Origin of the sequence: Brevundimonas sp. GW460-12-10-14-LB2 (genome assembly GCF_001636925.1) — a bacterium.
Classification (GTDB): domain Bacteria; phylum Pseudomonadota; class Alphaproteobacteria; order Caulobacterales; family Caulobacteraceae; genus Brevundimonas; species Brevundimonas vesicularis.
Window position 1 is genome coordinate 509,839 of the sequence record NZ_CP015511.1, and the last position, 15,854, is coordinate 525,692.

Genomic DNA, 15,854 nt, shown 5'->3' on the forward strand with positions numbered 1-15,854 from the left:
CGAAGCGCATGGATGGGTGGCTATCGCGACGCCCACCTTAGCGTCAGGCCGATCGTGCGAGGCCGCAAAGGCGTGATGGCCTGGGCGTCGGGCAGGCGGAAGGGGTCGCTGTAGGCGAAGGTGTTGGCTTCGGTGTCGAACAGATTGTCCACGAAGACGGTCGCCGTCCACGCCGACGCCTCGACGCCCAAGGCCAGCCTGCCCGTGCCGTAATCGCCCATTCGATATTGCTGGCGTCCGTCGAACGTCAGGCGCGACGCGCCGACGTAGGACAGGCCGCCGTCGGCCAAAAGTTCAAGACGCTCGCCAAGCGGACGACGCCAGTTGAAGCCGACATTCGCAGAAGCCCGGGGCACCCCGGGCAAGCTCGCGTCGCGACGGGAATCAAACCGCGCGCTGGGCGAGGTGATGCGTGGGTCGGCGACGAGCCCGTTGGCGAAAAGCTCAAGCGTCTCAGAGGGACGCCAGTTGGCCTCGACCTCGAAGCCCTTGTCGGCGCCGTCGCCGACGTTGACGACATAGGCTAGGCCGCTGGGCAAAAACTGGTCGCTCTGCACATTGCGCCAGCGTGCGGCGTATACGGCGGCGCGGAGGCGGGTGCGACCGTCCGCCGATCGGTACTTGGCCCCCAACTCGGCGTTCCACAGGCTATCTGGCTGGTATTGGCGCGCTGGTGAGTCGGATCTGCCGCTGAAGTCCTGACCGATGACCCCTGCGGTGTTGAAGCCGCCGGTCCGGTGGCCCTGGCTGATCAGAGCGGATAGATTCAGGCGATCGCTGGGCTGCCAAGCGAGTGCGATCTTGGGCGTAAAGCCGGCGGATTCCCCACTTCCGTCGAAGGATCGCGAGCGGCTGAACTGTCGAACCAGGGAGGTGGTGTCGTATTCAAGGGCGTAGTAGCGGGCCCCGGCGGTCAGGGTCAGGTCGTGGGGCAGGTCCAGCGACGCTTCGCCATATACGGCGGCCTCGTTCAGCCGGTCGCGCCGCGCCTCTGAATAGACCGTGCGAGGCTCGGGCGTCAGGGCGGACAGGACGGGATTGGTGCGTGTGGTGTTGGACGACACCAGACCGCCGGCCAACCAGCGCCAGCGACCGATATCGGGAGAGGCGAAGTTGGCCTCGCCGACGACCAGATGGATTTCCTTGCCTTCGTCCAGCGCGCCAATGCGCCAGCCCGATCCGAAGCGGCGAAGGGCGCTGGAGGCGTCGTAGCGGCTCTTGAAGCCATGCTCGACGACCGAGACGGAAGTATTTAGCCGGCCCCAGGCGCCACGTCCCTCGATCGAGGCCGAGCCCTGGTCGAAGCGGTTCTGATGCGGTTCTCGAACCAGATTGGCGCGCCTCAAAGGGCCGAGGCCGCGATAGACGTAGTGGGTGTCCTCGGTGACGATGGACTGGTGAACGACGCCGGCGCGTGCCGTCCAGCCGGGCGCAATCTCCAGCGCGGCGGACAGCCGGCCGCCGCGCCGCGTGCCGTCATTGACCCGCCGCAGGTTCAGTTCGACGTCGTTGATATAGCCGCTGTAGGTCTCGCCATAGAGGGCTGCGCGGATCGCGGCGCGGTCGCCGGCGATAGGCAGGTTGGCGACCAGGCCGTAGTCGGAGTTCCAGCCGCCGCCGTCAGTGCGCGACCGGGTCGCAGAGAGCGACAGAGATTCCTCGCCCATCGCCGGAGCCCGCGTGACGATACGCACGACGCCGCCGATGGGGCCGGTGCCGTACAGCGTACCTTGCGGGCCGCGCAGCACCTCGACCCGGTCGATGTCGATCAGCTTCAGATCCGGGTCCGGGGCGGCGTATGTGACCGGCGTCAGGTCGAGGTACAGGCCGACGGTGGATTGGGTCAGGCCGGTGAAGACGCCGTCCGATATGCCGCGCAGCAGGATCTTGTTCCGGCCGGGGCCGAGATTGGTCACAGTCATGCCGGACACGAGGCTGTCCAGTCCCTGCATGCCCGTGACCCCAGCACGGGTGATGCGATCGGCGCCGACCGCCGTCATTGCGGATGAAGAAGACTGGATCAGTTCGGGTCGGCGCGGGGCGGTCACGACGACTTCGCTGACTTGAGCCACGTCTTCCGGCGACGCCACAGCAGCGGCGGGGCGTGGGGCGATCGGTCGAGCGGGAGCGGGCAGTGCGCTTAGTTGCCTGCTGATGATCACAGCGCCGTCTTGGCGGATGGCGTAGCGACATCCGCTGCCCGCCAGCAATCGCGTAAGGGCCGCGTCCAGCGACATCCGGCCACTGATCGCTGGGCTGACGCCTGCACACGACGTCAGGCTGCCGCCCAGTGAAACGCGGGCCTGAAGCGCCAGGTCCAGCAGGGCGTCGTCTACGGACTGGCGCGGGATGTAGATGTCGAACAGACGCGCATCCGCCTGCGCCGGCGTGCTCAGGGCCGTCGTGGCGAGCAGAAAGAGACTGGGAAGAAGGGCGGCGGCGTGTGGCTTGGACCGGCCGAGGCGTTCGGGCCGCCCGCCCTTAACCGACCTCACGGGCGTTGACGCGGACTTCACGCGAAGATGCGTCCACGCGGACGGGGGCGAAATCCTGCAACTGCTTCAACATCACGGCCTCGTCGCCAATGCGAAGGGCGCCGGTGAACCGCAGCGCCCGAGCCGATGTCGATAGCACGACCGGCTTGTCGAGATAACGCGAAAGATCGTCCGCGACATCAGTCATCGGTCGGTTGCGATAGACGAGAACGCCTTGTCGCCAAGGTGAAGTCTGGTCCGGCGAAACCTGAGACAGGGCTGGGGCCTGCTCGCCGCTCTGCGCTAGCGCCTGACCGGCGACCAGTCGGACCTTGGGTGCGTTGACGGGTGTTACGGCGACGACGCCACGCTCCACGGCGACGGCGAAACGGTCGCCATGGTTCAGCACGTTGAAGGCGGTGCCCAGCACCTCGACCTGATGATCGCCGGCAGCGACGATGAGCGGATGGGCAGGGTCGTGGGCGATGTCGAAGGCGGCTTCGCCTTCAGTCAGCGACACCGAGCGGTTGTCGCCGTCGAATCGGACGTCCAAGGTGGAATGGCGGTTTAGATAGACGTGCGATCCATCTTCGAGCGCGACCGTCAAGGGCGCGTCGGTGGTGGCGTAGATTTGCGAGCCCGGCGTCAGCCACAGGAACAGGCCGACAGCCAGAGTGACGCTGGCGGCGATGCCGATCGCCGCGCCCAGCCAGGGCAAACGTGTCTTGGCGCGACGTGCACGTGCAGCGGCGAGGTCGATGACCGGGGTCTCTGTCGGTGCGGCAGGGGCGTCCAGATCGACCCACAGGCGCTCGACGGCGTCATAGGCGGCGGCGTGGGTCGGCGACGCCTCCAACCAGTCCTGGAATTCAAGCCAGGCGGATTCGGGCGCATCGTCGTCACGCAGGACGACAAACCAGTGCAGCGCCTTTTCCTCGATGTCGGTTTGTGCGGTCATCCGTTCCCAGCCTGGAGGAACGCCGTGCAACGCGCCTCCTGATAGCAAGACGGCGCCGCCAAGCTTTCACCTTCAGATAAATTCCCCCAGGGCGTGAAAAGAACCGGCATCACGGTTGAACCTTGCGGGACAGGACGCGCAGCGCGTCCATCATGTGCTTCTCGACTGAACTGCGCGAAATGCCCATTTGGACGGCGACGTCGGCATAGCTGACCCCATCGAACTTGTGCAGGCGAAAGACGGTCTGGGTCTTGGCGGGCAGGGTATCCAAGGCGGCGAGAAGGCGCGCCAGTTTCTCGCGCCCGGCCACGACCGCCTCTGCCGAAGGGGCCGCGTCCAGGTCTTCGGCGGCGCCCGTCTCGTGGTTCAGCTGACGCCACTGGGCGTCGCGGTTGGCCGACCGCTGCCCTGACCGCCAGCGATCCATCAGCAGGTTGGAGGTCAGGCGAAATAGAAAGGCGCGAGGATTGTCCGGCGACGGGTCAAGATCGAGCGTCGAGACCTTGAGATAGATGTCCTGCAGCACATCATCGACATCGCCCGACGCGCCGCCCAGCCGCGCGCGGCAGAACCGGGCCAGATCCTCGCGCTGCTCAAGATAGGCGGCGATCAGGGGATGCGCGGCAGGCGCGGTCAAACGGGCGAAGTCCTCTCGTGCAGCCAGACGGGCCAAGACCTTCAATGCCGTGACGATTTTCATGAGGCAAGGGCTGGTCGGCGGCGTCCTTGTCATGAAGGCGCCGTGTTGCGGCGACGAGCAGGACCCAGATGCGCGCGTTTGCAGGATATAACGGCACGACGGCCCCGGTTCTTTCGGTCGGCTAGGGCGTAGTCGTGTTCGATCTCTGGCGCTCGGGCTTCATCCGCCGTCCCTTAAGCAGCTTCATTGACCATGATCCGCGCGCGGACGAGATCGTCTGGCTGCCGGACTGCGGACCCCATGCCTATGTCGCGGACCCGTTCGGGATCACGCGCGACGGGGTGCTGACCGTCTTTGTCGAGGCGTTCGACTATCATGTGCGTCGAGGCGAGATTCACTATCGTCAATTCGACGCCGACGACCGGCTGGTGGGGCAGGGCGTGGCCCTGTCCGAGCCCTGGCACCTGTCCTATCCGACCCTGATTGAGGACGGCGGCGAACTCTACATTCTGCCGGAAGGCTACAAGAGCGGCGGGCTGATCCTCTATCGCTGTGTCCGTTTCCCGGACCAGTGGGAGGCGGTGGCCCGGATCGGCGAGGCGGCTGCGATCGACGCCACGGTGGTGAAGCACGACGGCCGGTGGTGGATGTTCCATGCGCTGCCCGGACCGGACGACCGAGCGATGCGCGAACTGCACATCGCCTGGGCCGACAGCCTGACGGGGCTGTGGGCGGCGCATCCCGGCAATCCGGTGATGGGCGGTTTCCAGACCTCGCGGCCGGGCGGGTCGGCGTTCGTGCACGACGGCGCGCTTCATCTGCCGGTTCAGGACTGCGCTGTGACCTATGGCGCGGCGATCAATCTGCTGCGGATCGATGTGTTGTCGCCTGACGCGTTTTCGGCGGTGGTCGTGAAACGGTTTGAGCCGGGCCATCTGCTGGACGGGTACGGCGACGGCTTTCACACCCTGTCCGGTCAGGGAGACGTCACCTTCATCGATGTGAAGGGCATCCGCCAGTCGTCGGCGGAGCCATGGCTGAAGGCCGGCTTCAAGGCGCGTCGGCTGCTGGGCCTGAACGGGCCGCGCGGTCGCCGCGCCACCGGCGCCGCCGTTCATCCTGAAATCTTTTCGACCGTCTCCGTCCGCAAGCAAGGTTGACCATGCGTATCGCCGTCGTTCTGCCGCGAGGCTGCACCTTCTGTCCGGACAAGACCAACTCGATGGAGACGGTGGTGCGCACCCTGTCCGCGCACAGCCGTTTGAACCGGTTGGTGACGCTGATCGCCGACGCCGGCGGGCCGACGCCCGCAGGCGTGCAGATGGTGACGGTGCCGGCTGGGCTGAGCCGCAAGGCGCGAAATGCGGCGGTGGTGGACGTTCTGAAGAAGCTGTCACCGGACATCGTGGAATACCATCAACAACTGAAGGCGGCCTCGGAGCTGGCGAGACAACTGCCTGACGCGATCCACGTTCTTTATCGCCACACGCGGATCAAACCGTCGCGCAACCTGATCGAACGTCTGAGATATGGTCGACGCCTCGCGCGGTTCGACCGTCTGGTGTTCGTCAGCCGGGCGGCGGGTGAAGAGTTCGCAACGGATTATCGGAGTCTGGCCGGGCGCGTCTCGTCGGTTTGCAATCCGATCGAAAGCGACGCCTGGCGCGCATCGCCCGAGCAGCGCGAGAACCTGATCCTGTTTTCGGGACGGGCGATGAGGGACAAGGGGCTGGACCTGTTCTGCGCAGCCCTGGCCGAGACGTTGGATCGTCATCCCGACTGGCGCGGCGCACTGATGCTGGGCGACTGGGACAAGCATCAGGATTGGGCCGCGCCGCAGGTGCGGATGCTTGAGCGGTTCGGCGACCGGGTTGAAATCCACAAATCAGCGTCGTTGGACGCGGTGCGGGCGATGACGCAGCGCGCCGCCATCGCGGTCACGCCGTCGCGCGTGCGCGAGGCCCTAGGTCTGGCCGCGCTGGAGGCCCATGCGGCGGGCGCGGCGCTGATCTCGTCGGGACGCGGCGGCTTGCGCGAAGCCAGCGGCGAATATGCGCTGTATGTCGATGTCGAGGAGGCCGGCTCTCTGACGAGCGCCATGATGCGTCTGGTCGAAAATCCCGATGAAAGTCTGGCTCTGGCGCGTGGCGGGCAGGCATATGTCGAGCGGGTGCATTCGCCGGCAGCGCGCGCAGCCGAGTTGGACGCCTTGCGCGAGGCCTTGGTCGACAAGGCGTTCGTCACGCCGAAGCCGACGCTGCGCCGGCGTCCTCTGTTCGGGCCGGCGGCGTCGCTGACCCGGCTTCAGGGCTAGGCTTCAGCCTCTTCGGATGAGGCTGTCGTAAACGTGGGTGACCGCGTCGAACCGCACGCGCGTCGGCTGGTCGCCCAAGGGCGCGGCCTGGAAGTCGGCGTCGGTCAGGCCGGCGGCGACGGGATCGGCGATCTTGTCGGTGTTCCAGCCCAGCAGCAGGCGACCGCCCGGGCGTAGGATGGCCGCCAGAGCCTTCAAGGCGCGCTGCTGCTGGTCGGGACTGTCGACGCCATAACCCAGCACCCCGTTGCAGACGACGGCGTCGAAGCTCAGGTCCGGGAACAGCCGATCCGCCTCGCAAACGTCGCCTGTGCGGTGGCGACCCTCGCGGCCCCAGCGTGCGGCGGCCGGATCGATGTCGGTGGTCCAGACCTCGCCGCCCTGCGCCTCCAGCAAGGCGTAGTCGTCCAGAGTATACTCGCGGCAACCGACCCACATGATGCGCCCGCCGTCGGCCGCCAACGCTGGGACATAGCTGTCGGCCATCACCTGTCGGTCGGGCAGGGCGCGGATTCGCGCCGCCTTGGCGGACCGTCGCCTGCGGTCGGCGTCCTTACCGAAGATCAGACCCCTGACGAGCGTTCCCAGACCCACGTGCTTCCCCTTGGACTGTTCGATACGGTTGTTATCGAGGGGGCGGCGATCTGTCTCGCGCTTTTCCGGGCGTTTCGGATCGCCGGGCTTTGATGTGGCGAAACGACCGCCTACTGACGGCGCATGATCCAGGACGCTCCTCCCCCCGTCACGCCCACCGCCTTGCCCGAGATCGTCGTCACCGCCGCGCGTCTGCCGCCGGCGGCGGCCGATGCTGCGTTTTCTGTGGTGCGGATCGATGAGGGGGTCTTGTCTCGGTCGTCGCGTCTGGACGAGGCGCTACGGTCCGTGCCGGCGGTGTCGCTGTTTCGACGCACCAGCAGCGCGGCGGCCAACCCGACGACGCAAGGGATTTCGTTGAGGGCCATTGCGCCGTCCGGGGCAGGTCGGACGCTGGTGCTGCTGGATGGCGTGCCGCTGAACGATCCGTTCGGCGGCTGGGTCATCTGGTCCCAGGCGACGCCGGAATCTCTGGAGAGCCTGGATGTGATCCGGGGGGCGGGCTCGGGCCCCTATGGCGCGGGCGCGCTGACGGGCACGATCACCCTGCGTGAACGCGCGAAAGGCGGCGCGGTGGATGTGTCCGCGTCCGAGCGCGGCGGGTTGCGGGCGGCGGGGTCCGCCTCCACGCGACTGGGACCTCTGGCGGTGATGTTGAGCGGGTTGCGCGAAGTCAGCGACGGCTATGTGCCGGTGCGCGGGCCGGCGGCAGGCGCCGCGGACACGCCGCTGGATCTCGACAGCCGAAGTGCAGCGCTGCGCGTCGATACGGCCTTGGGACAGGCGAACCTGTCGGTCAGGGCGGCGAACTGGGAGGAGGATCGCGGATCGGGTCTGGCCGGAACGCGCGCCAACGCCAGCGGGCACAGCCTGAGCGCCACGGCGGCTCAGACGCCGTCGGCCGACGGCTATGGCTGGCGGCTGCAGGCATGGCGGATCGACAGTAATCTGGCCAACAGTTCGGCCTCAGTGTCGGCCGATCGATCGACCACGACGCCGGCCAACGATCAGTTCAAGACGCCCGCGACGGGATGGGGACTGAACGCGGCGCTGCGCCGCCGCATGACCGATTTCGCGGGCGGACGGCTAGAGTGGGAGGTGGGCGCCGATGCGCGCTTCAACTACGGCGAAACCAACGAACTGTTCAGCAATCCGACAGGAGCCGGCTTCACCCGCATTCGGCGTGCGGGCGGGGAGACGGCGGTGGCCGGGGCCTATGTCGATGCGTCCTGGACCGCGGCCGACTGGCTGGTGGCCGGCGGACTGCGGGTGGATCGGTGGGAGAATGCCGGCGGATTCCGTCAGGAGAACACGCTGGCGACCGGCGCGGTCTTGCTGAACGAAAGTGATCCGGATCGGTCGGGCGAGGTGGTCAGCGCGCGTCTGGCCCTTCGGCGTGATCTGGGCGGCGGCTATGCGGCGCGGGCGGCGGCCTATTCCGGATTCCGGCCGGCGACGCTGAACGAACTGCACCGGCCGTTCCGCGTCGGCAACGACATCACCGAGGCCAACGCCGCCCTGACGCCGGAAACGCTAAAGGGCGTGGAGACGGGATTGGCATTCGACCGCGAGGGCATGCGTTGGGGTGCGTCGGTGTTCTGGAATCAGATCGAAGACGCCATCGTCAATGTGACGCTCGGGTCCGGGCCGGCGACCTTCCCGCGCGCCGGGTTCGTGCCGGCGGGCGGCGTGCTGCGCCAGCGCCAGAACGCCGGGACCATCGACGCCTGGGGTGTGGAACTGACGGGGGCGCTGGACCTGTCGTCAGCCGTGTCGCTGAACGCCGCTGCGTCCTGGACCGACGCCGAGATCGACGGCGGATCGTCCGCCGCGCAGCTGACCGGGTTGCGTCCCGCACAGGCGCCGGAATGGAGCGCGACGGCCGGGCTGGATTGGCGCGCGACCGATCGACTGACCCTGGCGCTGGCGGCACGTTATGAATCGAGCCGGTTCGACGACGACCTGAACAGCCGGGTGCTGGACGCCGCCGTGACGCTGGATGCGCGAGGGGAATGGGCCTTCACGCGGAACGCGACCCTTTGGATGGCCGCGGACAATCTGTTCGACGAGAATGTCGAGGTGTCGGAAACGGGCACGGGCGTCGCCGGATATGGCCCGCCGCGAACGCTCAGCATCGGTCTGCGGTTGAGCTATTGAGCACGCGGACCGGCTGTCTTCTCGACCAGGTTTTTGCGCGACGCACAGATTTCGTCCGCCTGACGGGTGAAAATGACCTTCAATGCTGTTGCGCGAGGCCGCTGGCGCGCTAAGCGCTAAAGGCGGTCGATCCACGGCCGCTGATCCCAACGACGAGCCTGTCATGTCCGAAGAATTCTACCGCATGAAGCGGTTGCCGCCCTATGTCATCGCCGAGACCAATGCGATGCGCGCGGCGGCCCGTGCGGCGGGCGAGGACGTGATCGATCTGGGGATGGGCAACCCCGACCTGCCGCCACCCCAGCATGTGATCGACAAGCTGATCGAGGTGGCCAGGAAGCCCGACGCCCACGGCTATTCAGCGTCACGCGGCATCCCCGGCCTGCGCCGCGCCCAGGCCAACTATTACGGCCGCCGCTTCGGCGTCGATGTGGATCCCGAGACCGAGGTGATCGTCACCATGGGCTCCAAGGAGGGGTTGGCCAGTCTGGCTACCGCCATCACCGAGCCGGGCGACGTGATCCTGGCGCCCAATCCCTCCTATCCGATCCACACCTTCGGCTTCATCATCGCCGGGGCTGCGATCCGCAGCGTGCCAACTACGCCGGACGAGAAGTATTTCGAGGCGCTGGAGCGGGCCATGGCTTTCACCGTACCGCGGCCCAAGATCCTGGTCATGAACTATCCGTCGAACCCGACGGCGGAGACGGTCGATCTGGCCTTCTACGAACGCGTCGTGGACTTCGCCAAGGCGAACGACCTGTGGATCATCAGCGATCTGGCCTATTCGGAGCTCTATTACGACGGTAAGCCGACGGTCTCCATCCTGCAGGTGCCGGGGGCCAAGGACGTGGCGATCGAGTTCACCTCCCTGTCCAAGACCTACAGCATGGCCGGTTGGCGCATGGGGTTTGCGGTCGGCAACAAGACGCTGATCGCGGCGATGACGCGGGTGAAATCCTACCTCGACTATGGCGCCTTCACGCCGATCCAGGCGGCGGCGTGCGCGGCGCTGAACGGGCCGCAGGACATCGTCGAGCAGAACCGCAAACTCTATCACCGCCGGCGCGATGTGCTGGTCGAGAGTTTCGGCCGTGCGGGCTGGGACATTCCCAAGCCGGCCGCCTCCATGTTCGCCTGGGCGCCCTTGCCGCCGGCGCTGAAGCATCTGGGCAGTCTGGAGTTCTCCAAGCAGTTGCTGACCCACGCAAAGGTCGCGGTGGCGGCGGGCGTGGGCTATGGCGAGAACGGCGAGGGCTTCGTGCGCATCGCCATGGTCGAGAACGAACAGCGCATCCGCCAGGCCGCGCGCAACATCAAATCCTATCTGAAATCGCAGGGCGTCAATGTGCCGCCCAGCCGGGAAGACTGACTATGCCGTCTGGACTGATCGCGCTGCTGGACGACGTCGCCGGCATCGCAAAGCTGGCGGCCGCGTCGCTGGATGACGTGGGAGCGGCGGCGGGCAAGGCCTCGACCAAGGCCGCCGGCGTGGTGGTGGACGATGCGGCGGTGACGCCGCGCTATGTCATGGGCCTGTCGCCCAGCCGCGAGCTGCCGATCATCAGCAAGATCGCGCTCGGGTCGTTTCGCAACAAGCTGATCTTCATCCTGCCGGTGGCCCTGGTGCTCAGCGCCTTCGCGCCCTGGGCAATCACCCCGATCCTGATGTGCGGCGGGACCTATCTGTGTTTCGAGGGGGCGGAAAAGCTGCTGGAGGCGATGGGGCACGGCGGGCATGAGAATGCCACGCCGGTCGCGCGCGATGCAGCGGCGCTGGAGAAGACGACGGTGTCGGGGGCGGTGCGCACCGACCTGATCCTGTCGGCCGAGATCATGGCCATCGCTCTGGCCGATGTGGCGGCGCAGCCGATCCTGACCCAGGCCGCTGTGCTGGCTGTGGTCGGCATCGCCATGACCGTCGTCGTCTATGGCGCAGTCGGCCTGATCGTGAAGATGGACGACATCGGCCTGCATCTGGCCCAGCGGCCCAACGGCGGGGTTCGCGCCCTGGGGCGGGGTCTGGTCAAGGGCATGCCGATGGTGATGAGCGCCCTGTCCGTGATCGGCACGGCGGCCATGCTGTGGGTCGGCGGCGGTATCTTGTTGCATGGCTCCCATACGCTGGGGCTGCACTGGCCGGCCGTGCCGGTCGAGCATCTGTCGCATGCCGTCGGCGAACTGTTCGGGCCGTTGGCCGTCGTGATGAGCAGGCTGACGACGGCGGTGGCCTCGGCCGTGATTGGGCTGATCGTCGGCGGGGTGGTGGTGCTGGTCCTGCATCAGGTCGCGCGCCTGCGCTCCAGGGAATCGCACTAGGAGCGAGCCGGGCTGTCACGCGGGCGCCATCCGCAACAGCTAGAGGCCGCACGGCTGTTGTTGGAGTTGTTCATGTCCCTGTCGCGTCACGTCGCCGCCGCGTGTCTGGCCGTCTTGTCGATCGCTGGCGCCGCCTGTGCGGGCGCGCCGGTCGCCCAGCCGGCGGTTCAGGCCGCTGCGCCGCAGTCGTCGCTCGCGGCCCTTACGCCGCCCAAACTGATCGTGACCATCGTGGTCGATCAGTTCAGCGCCAACCTCTTCAACCAGTATCGCAGCCGCTACAGCGGCGGCCTGCGCCGGTTGGCCGACCAGGGACTGGTGTCGATCAACGGCTATCAGACCCACGGTCTGACCGAGACCTGCCCCGGCCACTCCACGGTTCTGACCGGCATGCATCCGGCCGAGACCGGCATTCCCGCCAACGATTGGATCGACGGCAAGACCGGCAAGGAGATCTATTGCCTGGCCGCGCCGCAGAACCATCTGGCGCACGGGCGCGACGACACCGACAACGGACCGGTGGGCCCGGACCAACTGCGTGTGACGACGCTGGGCGATTGGCTGAAGGCCGTCAGTCCGGACAGCAAGGTGATGGCGGTGTCCGGCAAGGATCGTGGGGCGATCAATCTGGCCGGTCATCAGGGGCAGGCCTTCTGGTTCACCGACGGGTTTGGACTGACAACCTATGTCGAGCCCGGTCAGACGGCCGAGACGAAGCTGGCGCCGGTTGCGGCGTTCAACCGTGACTTCAACGCCTGGACGGCGGCGACGCCGACAGCCTGGGACTATCAGAACGCGGACTGCCGGGCGCTGGCGGGCGACTGGACCATTCGCGGCCAGACCTTCCATTCGGTGCTGCCGCCGGCGGGGCTGAAGTTCGACACCTCGCCATTGCTGGACGAGCAGACGCTGAAGGCGGCGGAATATCTGCTGGACAGCCAGAAGCTGGGGCAGGGGACGGCGACCGACATGCTGGGCGTCAGCCTGTCGGCCACCGACCGGATCGGCCATATGTACGGCACCCAGGGGCCGGAGATGTGCGAGCAGATGCACCGGCTGGATACGGCGCTGGGCGCATTCCTGGACAAGCTGGCCCAGGTCCCGGGGGGCGCGCTGGTGGTTTTGACGGCCGATCACGGCGGTTCGGACTTCGTCGAGCGGCTGCACGAGCATGGCTATCCGCAGGCGCACCGCGCCGATACCGATGCGATCAAGGGCGTCAACGCCGCGCTGAAGGCGCGCTTCAACCTGGACGCCGATCCGCTGCAGTCCGGCGGTTCAGGCTGGATGGTCGCCAATGCGGATCACAAGTCGCTGCCCGATCCGTTGCGGACACAGGTGGCGGAGGCGGCGGTCGAGATGCTGCGCGCCCTGCCGGACGTGGCCTTCGCCGAGACGCGCGACCGGCTGCTGGCCGAGCCCTTGCCCGACAGCCGTCAGCCCGAGATGATGACGGTGCGCGAGCGGATGCGGTTGTCGACCGTCGCCGAGCGATCGCCCGACATCCAGTTCGCCTGGACCCAGAACACCACCTCGGGCGGCCGCGTCGGCTCGACCCTGGCCGGACACGGCACGCCGTGGGAATATGACCGGCGCGTGCCGATCATATTCTGGTGGCCAGGCGCCAAGGCCGAGGAGCGGTTCCTGCCGATCCGGACCGTCGATATCGCCCCGACCCTCGCCCATGTGATCGGCGTCGCCGCACCCCAGGTCGAGGGCCGATGCATCGATCTGAACGGGTTCGCGGTTGCGGCTTGCGGGACGGCGGCCAGATAAACTCCTGTTTCCGGCCGTCAACTCGTGTTTCCTGAGGGGAAGGCGGCCTTACGCAGCGCGGGTTTCGTTGGCAGAAGAGGGCGAAATCGCCCAGGCGGCCCCGTTTTGCCGTCCGAGAGAGCCAACAGGAAACGTCATGAACCGAGCCCGTCGCGCGCGCATCGTCGCCACCCTGGGACCCGCCAGCCGTGCGCCCAGCACCGTCAAGGCGCTGGCCCAGGCGGGGGTGGACGTCTTCCGCCTGAACTTCAGTCACGGGTCGCATGAGGATCACGCCGCGGCATTGAAGGCGGTGCGCGGCGCCGAAATGGCCTTGCAGCGTCCGCTGGGCGTGCTGGCCGACCTTCAAGGGCCGAAGCTGCGTCTGGGCCGGTTCAAGGACGTCGAGATCGCGGTCAAGCCGGGCCACACCATGCGTTTCGACCTGGACCCGACGCCCGGGGACGAGACGCGGGTGCAGATGCCGCATCCCGAAATCTTCAAGGCGCTGCGCAAAGGCATGCTGTTGCTTCTGGACGACGGCCGGGTGCGGCTGCGTGTGGGCGAGCGAACTGACGAGTGGGCCGATGTGACGGTTGAGAGCGGCTCGAAGCTGTCGGACCGCAAGGGCGTGGCGGTGCCGGAGGCGGTGATCCCGGTCTCGGCCCTGACGCCCAAAGACCGTGAAGACTTGGCCTTCGCCCTGCGGATGGGCGTGGATTGGGTGGCGCTCAGCTTCGTGCAGAAGCCCGAGGACATGGCCGAGCTGAAGCGGATCGTGAATGGTCAGGCGGCCTGCCTCGCCAAGATCGAGAAGCCGGCGGCCCTGGCCGATCTCGAAGCCATCCTGGACTATTGCGACGGGGTGATGGTGGCGCGCGGCGATCTGGGCGTCGAGCTGGATCCCGAGGATGTGCCTGTGGCGCAAAAGCAGATCGTGCGCGCGGCCCGCAATCGCGGCGTCCCGGTGATCGTGGCCACTCAGATGCTGGAATCCATGACCAGCGCCCCGGCCCCGACCCGCGCCGAGGCGACCGATGTGGCCAACGCGGTCTATGAGGGCGCGGACGCCCTGATGCTGTCGGCCGAGACGGCGTCGGGCGACTATCCGCTGGAATCCGTGGGCATCATGAGCCGGATCATCGAGCGGGTCGAACGCGATCCGATGTGGCCCAGCCTGATGGGCGCCGAACACGCCGGCATGGACGAGCATGATGTGGACGCCCTGGTCGGGGCGGCGCGGATGGCGGCGAATGCGCCCTCGACTGGCTGTCTGGTGGTGTTCACGACCCTGGGCGGCACGGCGCGGCGGATGGCGCGCGAGCGGCCGCTGAAGCCGATTCTGGTGCTGACGCCCAATCCCAACACAGCGCGCCGGCTGGCCCTGGTCTGGGGACTTGAGCCGCGTCTGGGCGAGCAGCCGGACTCGCTGGAGGCCGTGACGGACGACGCCGTCAACAGCGCGGTCAAATATGGTCTGGCCGAGCCGGGCCAGCGCATCCTGATCCTGGCGGGCACGCCGTTCGGGGCGCCCGGTGCGGCCAATCTGCTGCGACTGGCTCACGCGCCTGCAGCGACGTTGAAGGGCCGCAAGAAGAGCTAGAGAGCGATCTCGCGCCCCTCCGCCGCGCTGCGCAGACCGGCATCGAGGATGCGCATGACGGTCAAGGCCTGGTCGGCCGGGACAGGCGGCGGGCCCTTGCCGAGGATCGCATCGCGCATGGCGGCGTAAAAGGCGGGATAGTCGCCGCGCTCCGGAGCCGGCGTGGTGCGGACGGTTTCACCGTCTATCTGTTTCGTCAGCACACCGGGCGAGGGATCGAGGCCCCAGTCCGCGTCGCAGGGACGCAGGCCGGCCTTGGACTGCCCCTCCTGGGCGTCGAGGCCGCGTTTGATGAAGCTGCCGCCCGTGCCGTGGACAGCGTAGCGGAGACTGGCCTCGGCGGCGAGGTGGCTCATGTTCAGGATGACCCGCAGACGGTCATAGCGCAGCAGAACGTGGGCGTAGTCGATGGCCGTGGCGCCGAAACGTTGGGCCTGGAGGTCGGCATAGATGGCCAGCGGTGGCCCGAACAGCTGGACCGCTTGGTCGATCAGGTGCGGACCCAGGTCGGCCCAGACGCCGCCGTCGCGTCTGTCCTTCCAGCGGTCGGTGACGGTCGGACGGAAGCGGTCATAGTGGCTTTCGAACACGGCGACGTCGCCCAGTTCGCCCTGGTCGATCAGGCCGCGCAAAGTCAGGAAGTCGGCGTCCCAACGGCGGTTCTGGAAGACGCTGAAGACGCCGGGGGATGATGCCGCGACGGCGGCGACGCTTTCCGCGTCAGCCAAGGTGGCGGCGAAGGGTTTGTCCACCACCACCGACTTGCCGGCCCTCAGCGCCGCGATCGACTGTTCGGCGTGCAAGGCGTCGGGGGTGGCGACGACGATCAGGCCGATGTCGTCGCGGGCGATGGCTGTGTCCAGATCGGGCAGGACCTCGACGTCGGGCAGGTCGGCGTGGACCGCTTCGGGCCGTGACGAGACGACGGCGGTCAGGGTCAGGCCCGGGGTCGCCGCGATCAGGGGCGCATGGAAGGTCTGGCCCGCCAGGCCGTAGCCGACGACGGCGACGCCGATGGGTGCATGTGAGGTCATGCCCCG

Annotated in this window: 12 protein-coding genes; 7 read left to right on the forward strand and 5 right to left on the reverse strand. The window is 67.5% G+C overall.

All coding sequences use genetic code 11. The features are described 5' to 3' along the window. Positions 1-20 precede the first annotated feature (20 nt). From A4249_RS02390 to A4249_RS02400, 3 genes are all read right to left on the reverse strand, one after another. Entirely contained in the window at positions 21-2,495 is a 2,475-nt protein-coding gene (locus tag A4249_RS02390) for a TonB-dependent receptor (RefSeq protein ID WP_082854024.1), read from the reverse strand. Further along, a complete protein-coding gene (locus A4249_RS02395) occupies positions 2,482-3,432 on the reverse strand; it encodes a FecR family protein (protein WP_066550698.1) in 951 nt (316 codons plus the stop codon). Before A4249_RS02395 ends, A4249_RS02390 begins: the two co-directional genes overlap by 14 nt. Positions 3,433-3,541: 109 nt before the next feature. Next, positions 3,542-4,132, reverse strand: a complete 591-nt coding sequence (locus tag A4249_RS02400) for an RNA polymerase sigma factor (RefSeq protein WP_082854025.1) — start codon at positions 4,130-4,132, stop codon at positions 3,542-3,544. A 134-nt stretch (positions 4,133-4,266) separates the two neighbouring features. Here A4249_RS02400 and A4249_RS02405 point away from each other — a divergent pair, with 134 nt between their 5' ends. Both A4249_RS02405 and A4249_RS02410 read left to right on the forward strand, forming a co-directional pair. Further along, complete coding sequence (locus tag A4249_RS02405) at positions 4,267-5,232, forward strand: glucosamine inositolphosphorylceramide transferase family protein (RefSeq protein ID WP_066550701.1); 966 nt, start codon at positions 4,267-4,269, stop codon at positions 5,230-5,232. Between the two features lie 2 nt (positions 5,233-5,234). Then, positions 5,235-6,386, forward strand: a complete 1,152-nt coding sequence (locus tag A4249_RS02410; RefSeq protein WP_066550704.1) for a glycosyltransferase family 4 protein — start codon at positions 5,235-5,237, stop codon at positions 6,384-6,386. Positions 6,387-6,389: 3 nt separating this feature from the next. Here the strand turns inward: A4249_RS02410 and A4249_RS02415 are convergent, their stop codons facing one another. Then, positions 6,390-6,980: a class I SAM-dependent methyltransferase gene (locus A4249_RS02415; protein ID WP_082854026.1), complete on the reverse strand. Its 591-nt coding sequence runs from the start codon at positions 6,978-6,980 to the stop codon at positions 6,390-6,392. 123 nt (positions 6,981-7,103) lie between these two features. Between A4249_RS02415 and A4249_RS02420 the strand changes: the two genes are divergently transcribed. From A4249_RS02420 to pyk, 5 genes are all read left to right on the forward strand, one after another. Then, a complete protein-coding gene (locus A4249_RS02420) occupies positions 7,104-9,137 on the forward strand; it encodes a TonB-dependent receptor (RefSeq protein ID WP_066550706.1) in 2,034 nt (677 codons plus the stop codon). A 163-nt stretch (positions 9,138-9,300) separates the two neighbouring features. Further along, on the forward strand, positions 9,301-10,509 hold the full coding sequence (locus A4249_RS02425; protein WP_066554680.1) for an LL-diaminopimelate aminotransferase: 1,209 nt from the start codon (positions 9,301-9,303) through the stop codon (positions 10,507-10,509). A gap of 2 nt (positions 10,510-10,511) precedes the next feature. Next, positions 10,512-11,456 carry a DUF808 domain-containing protein gene (locus A4249_RS02430; protein ID WP_066550709.1) on the forward strand — a complete coding sequence of 315 codons (945 nt, stop codon included), beginning with the start codon at positions 10,512-10,514 and terminating at the stop codon, positions 11,454-11,456. Positions 11,457-11,528: 72 nt separating this feature from the next. Beyond that, complete coding sequence (locus tag A4249_RS02435; protein ID WP_066554683.1) at positions 11,529-13,232, forward strand: alkaline phosphatase family protein; 1,704 nt, start codon at positions 11,529-11,531, stop codon at positions 13,230-13,232. A gap of 136 nt (positions 13,233-13,368) precedes the next feature. Next, positions 13,369-14,814, forward strand: a complete 1,446-nt coding sequence (gene pyk, locus A4249_RS02440) for a pyruvate kinase (protein WP_066550712.1) — start codon at positions 13,369-13,371, stop codon at positions 14,812-14,814. Here the strand turns inward: pyk and A4249_RS02445 are convergent. Further along, positions 14,811-15,848: an oxidoreductase gene (locus A4249_RS02445; protein ID WP_066554686.1), complete on the reverse strand. Its 1,038-nt coding sequence runs from the start codon at positions 15,846-15,848 to the stop codon at positions 14,811-14,813. The genes pyk and A4249_RS02445 overlap by 4 nt on opposite strands. Positions 15,849-15,854: the final 6 nt, after the last annotated feature.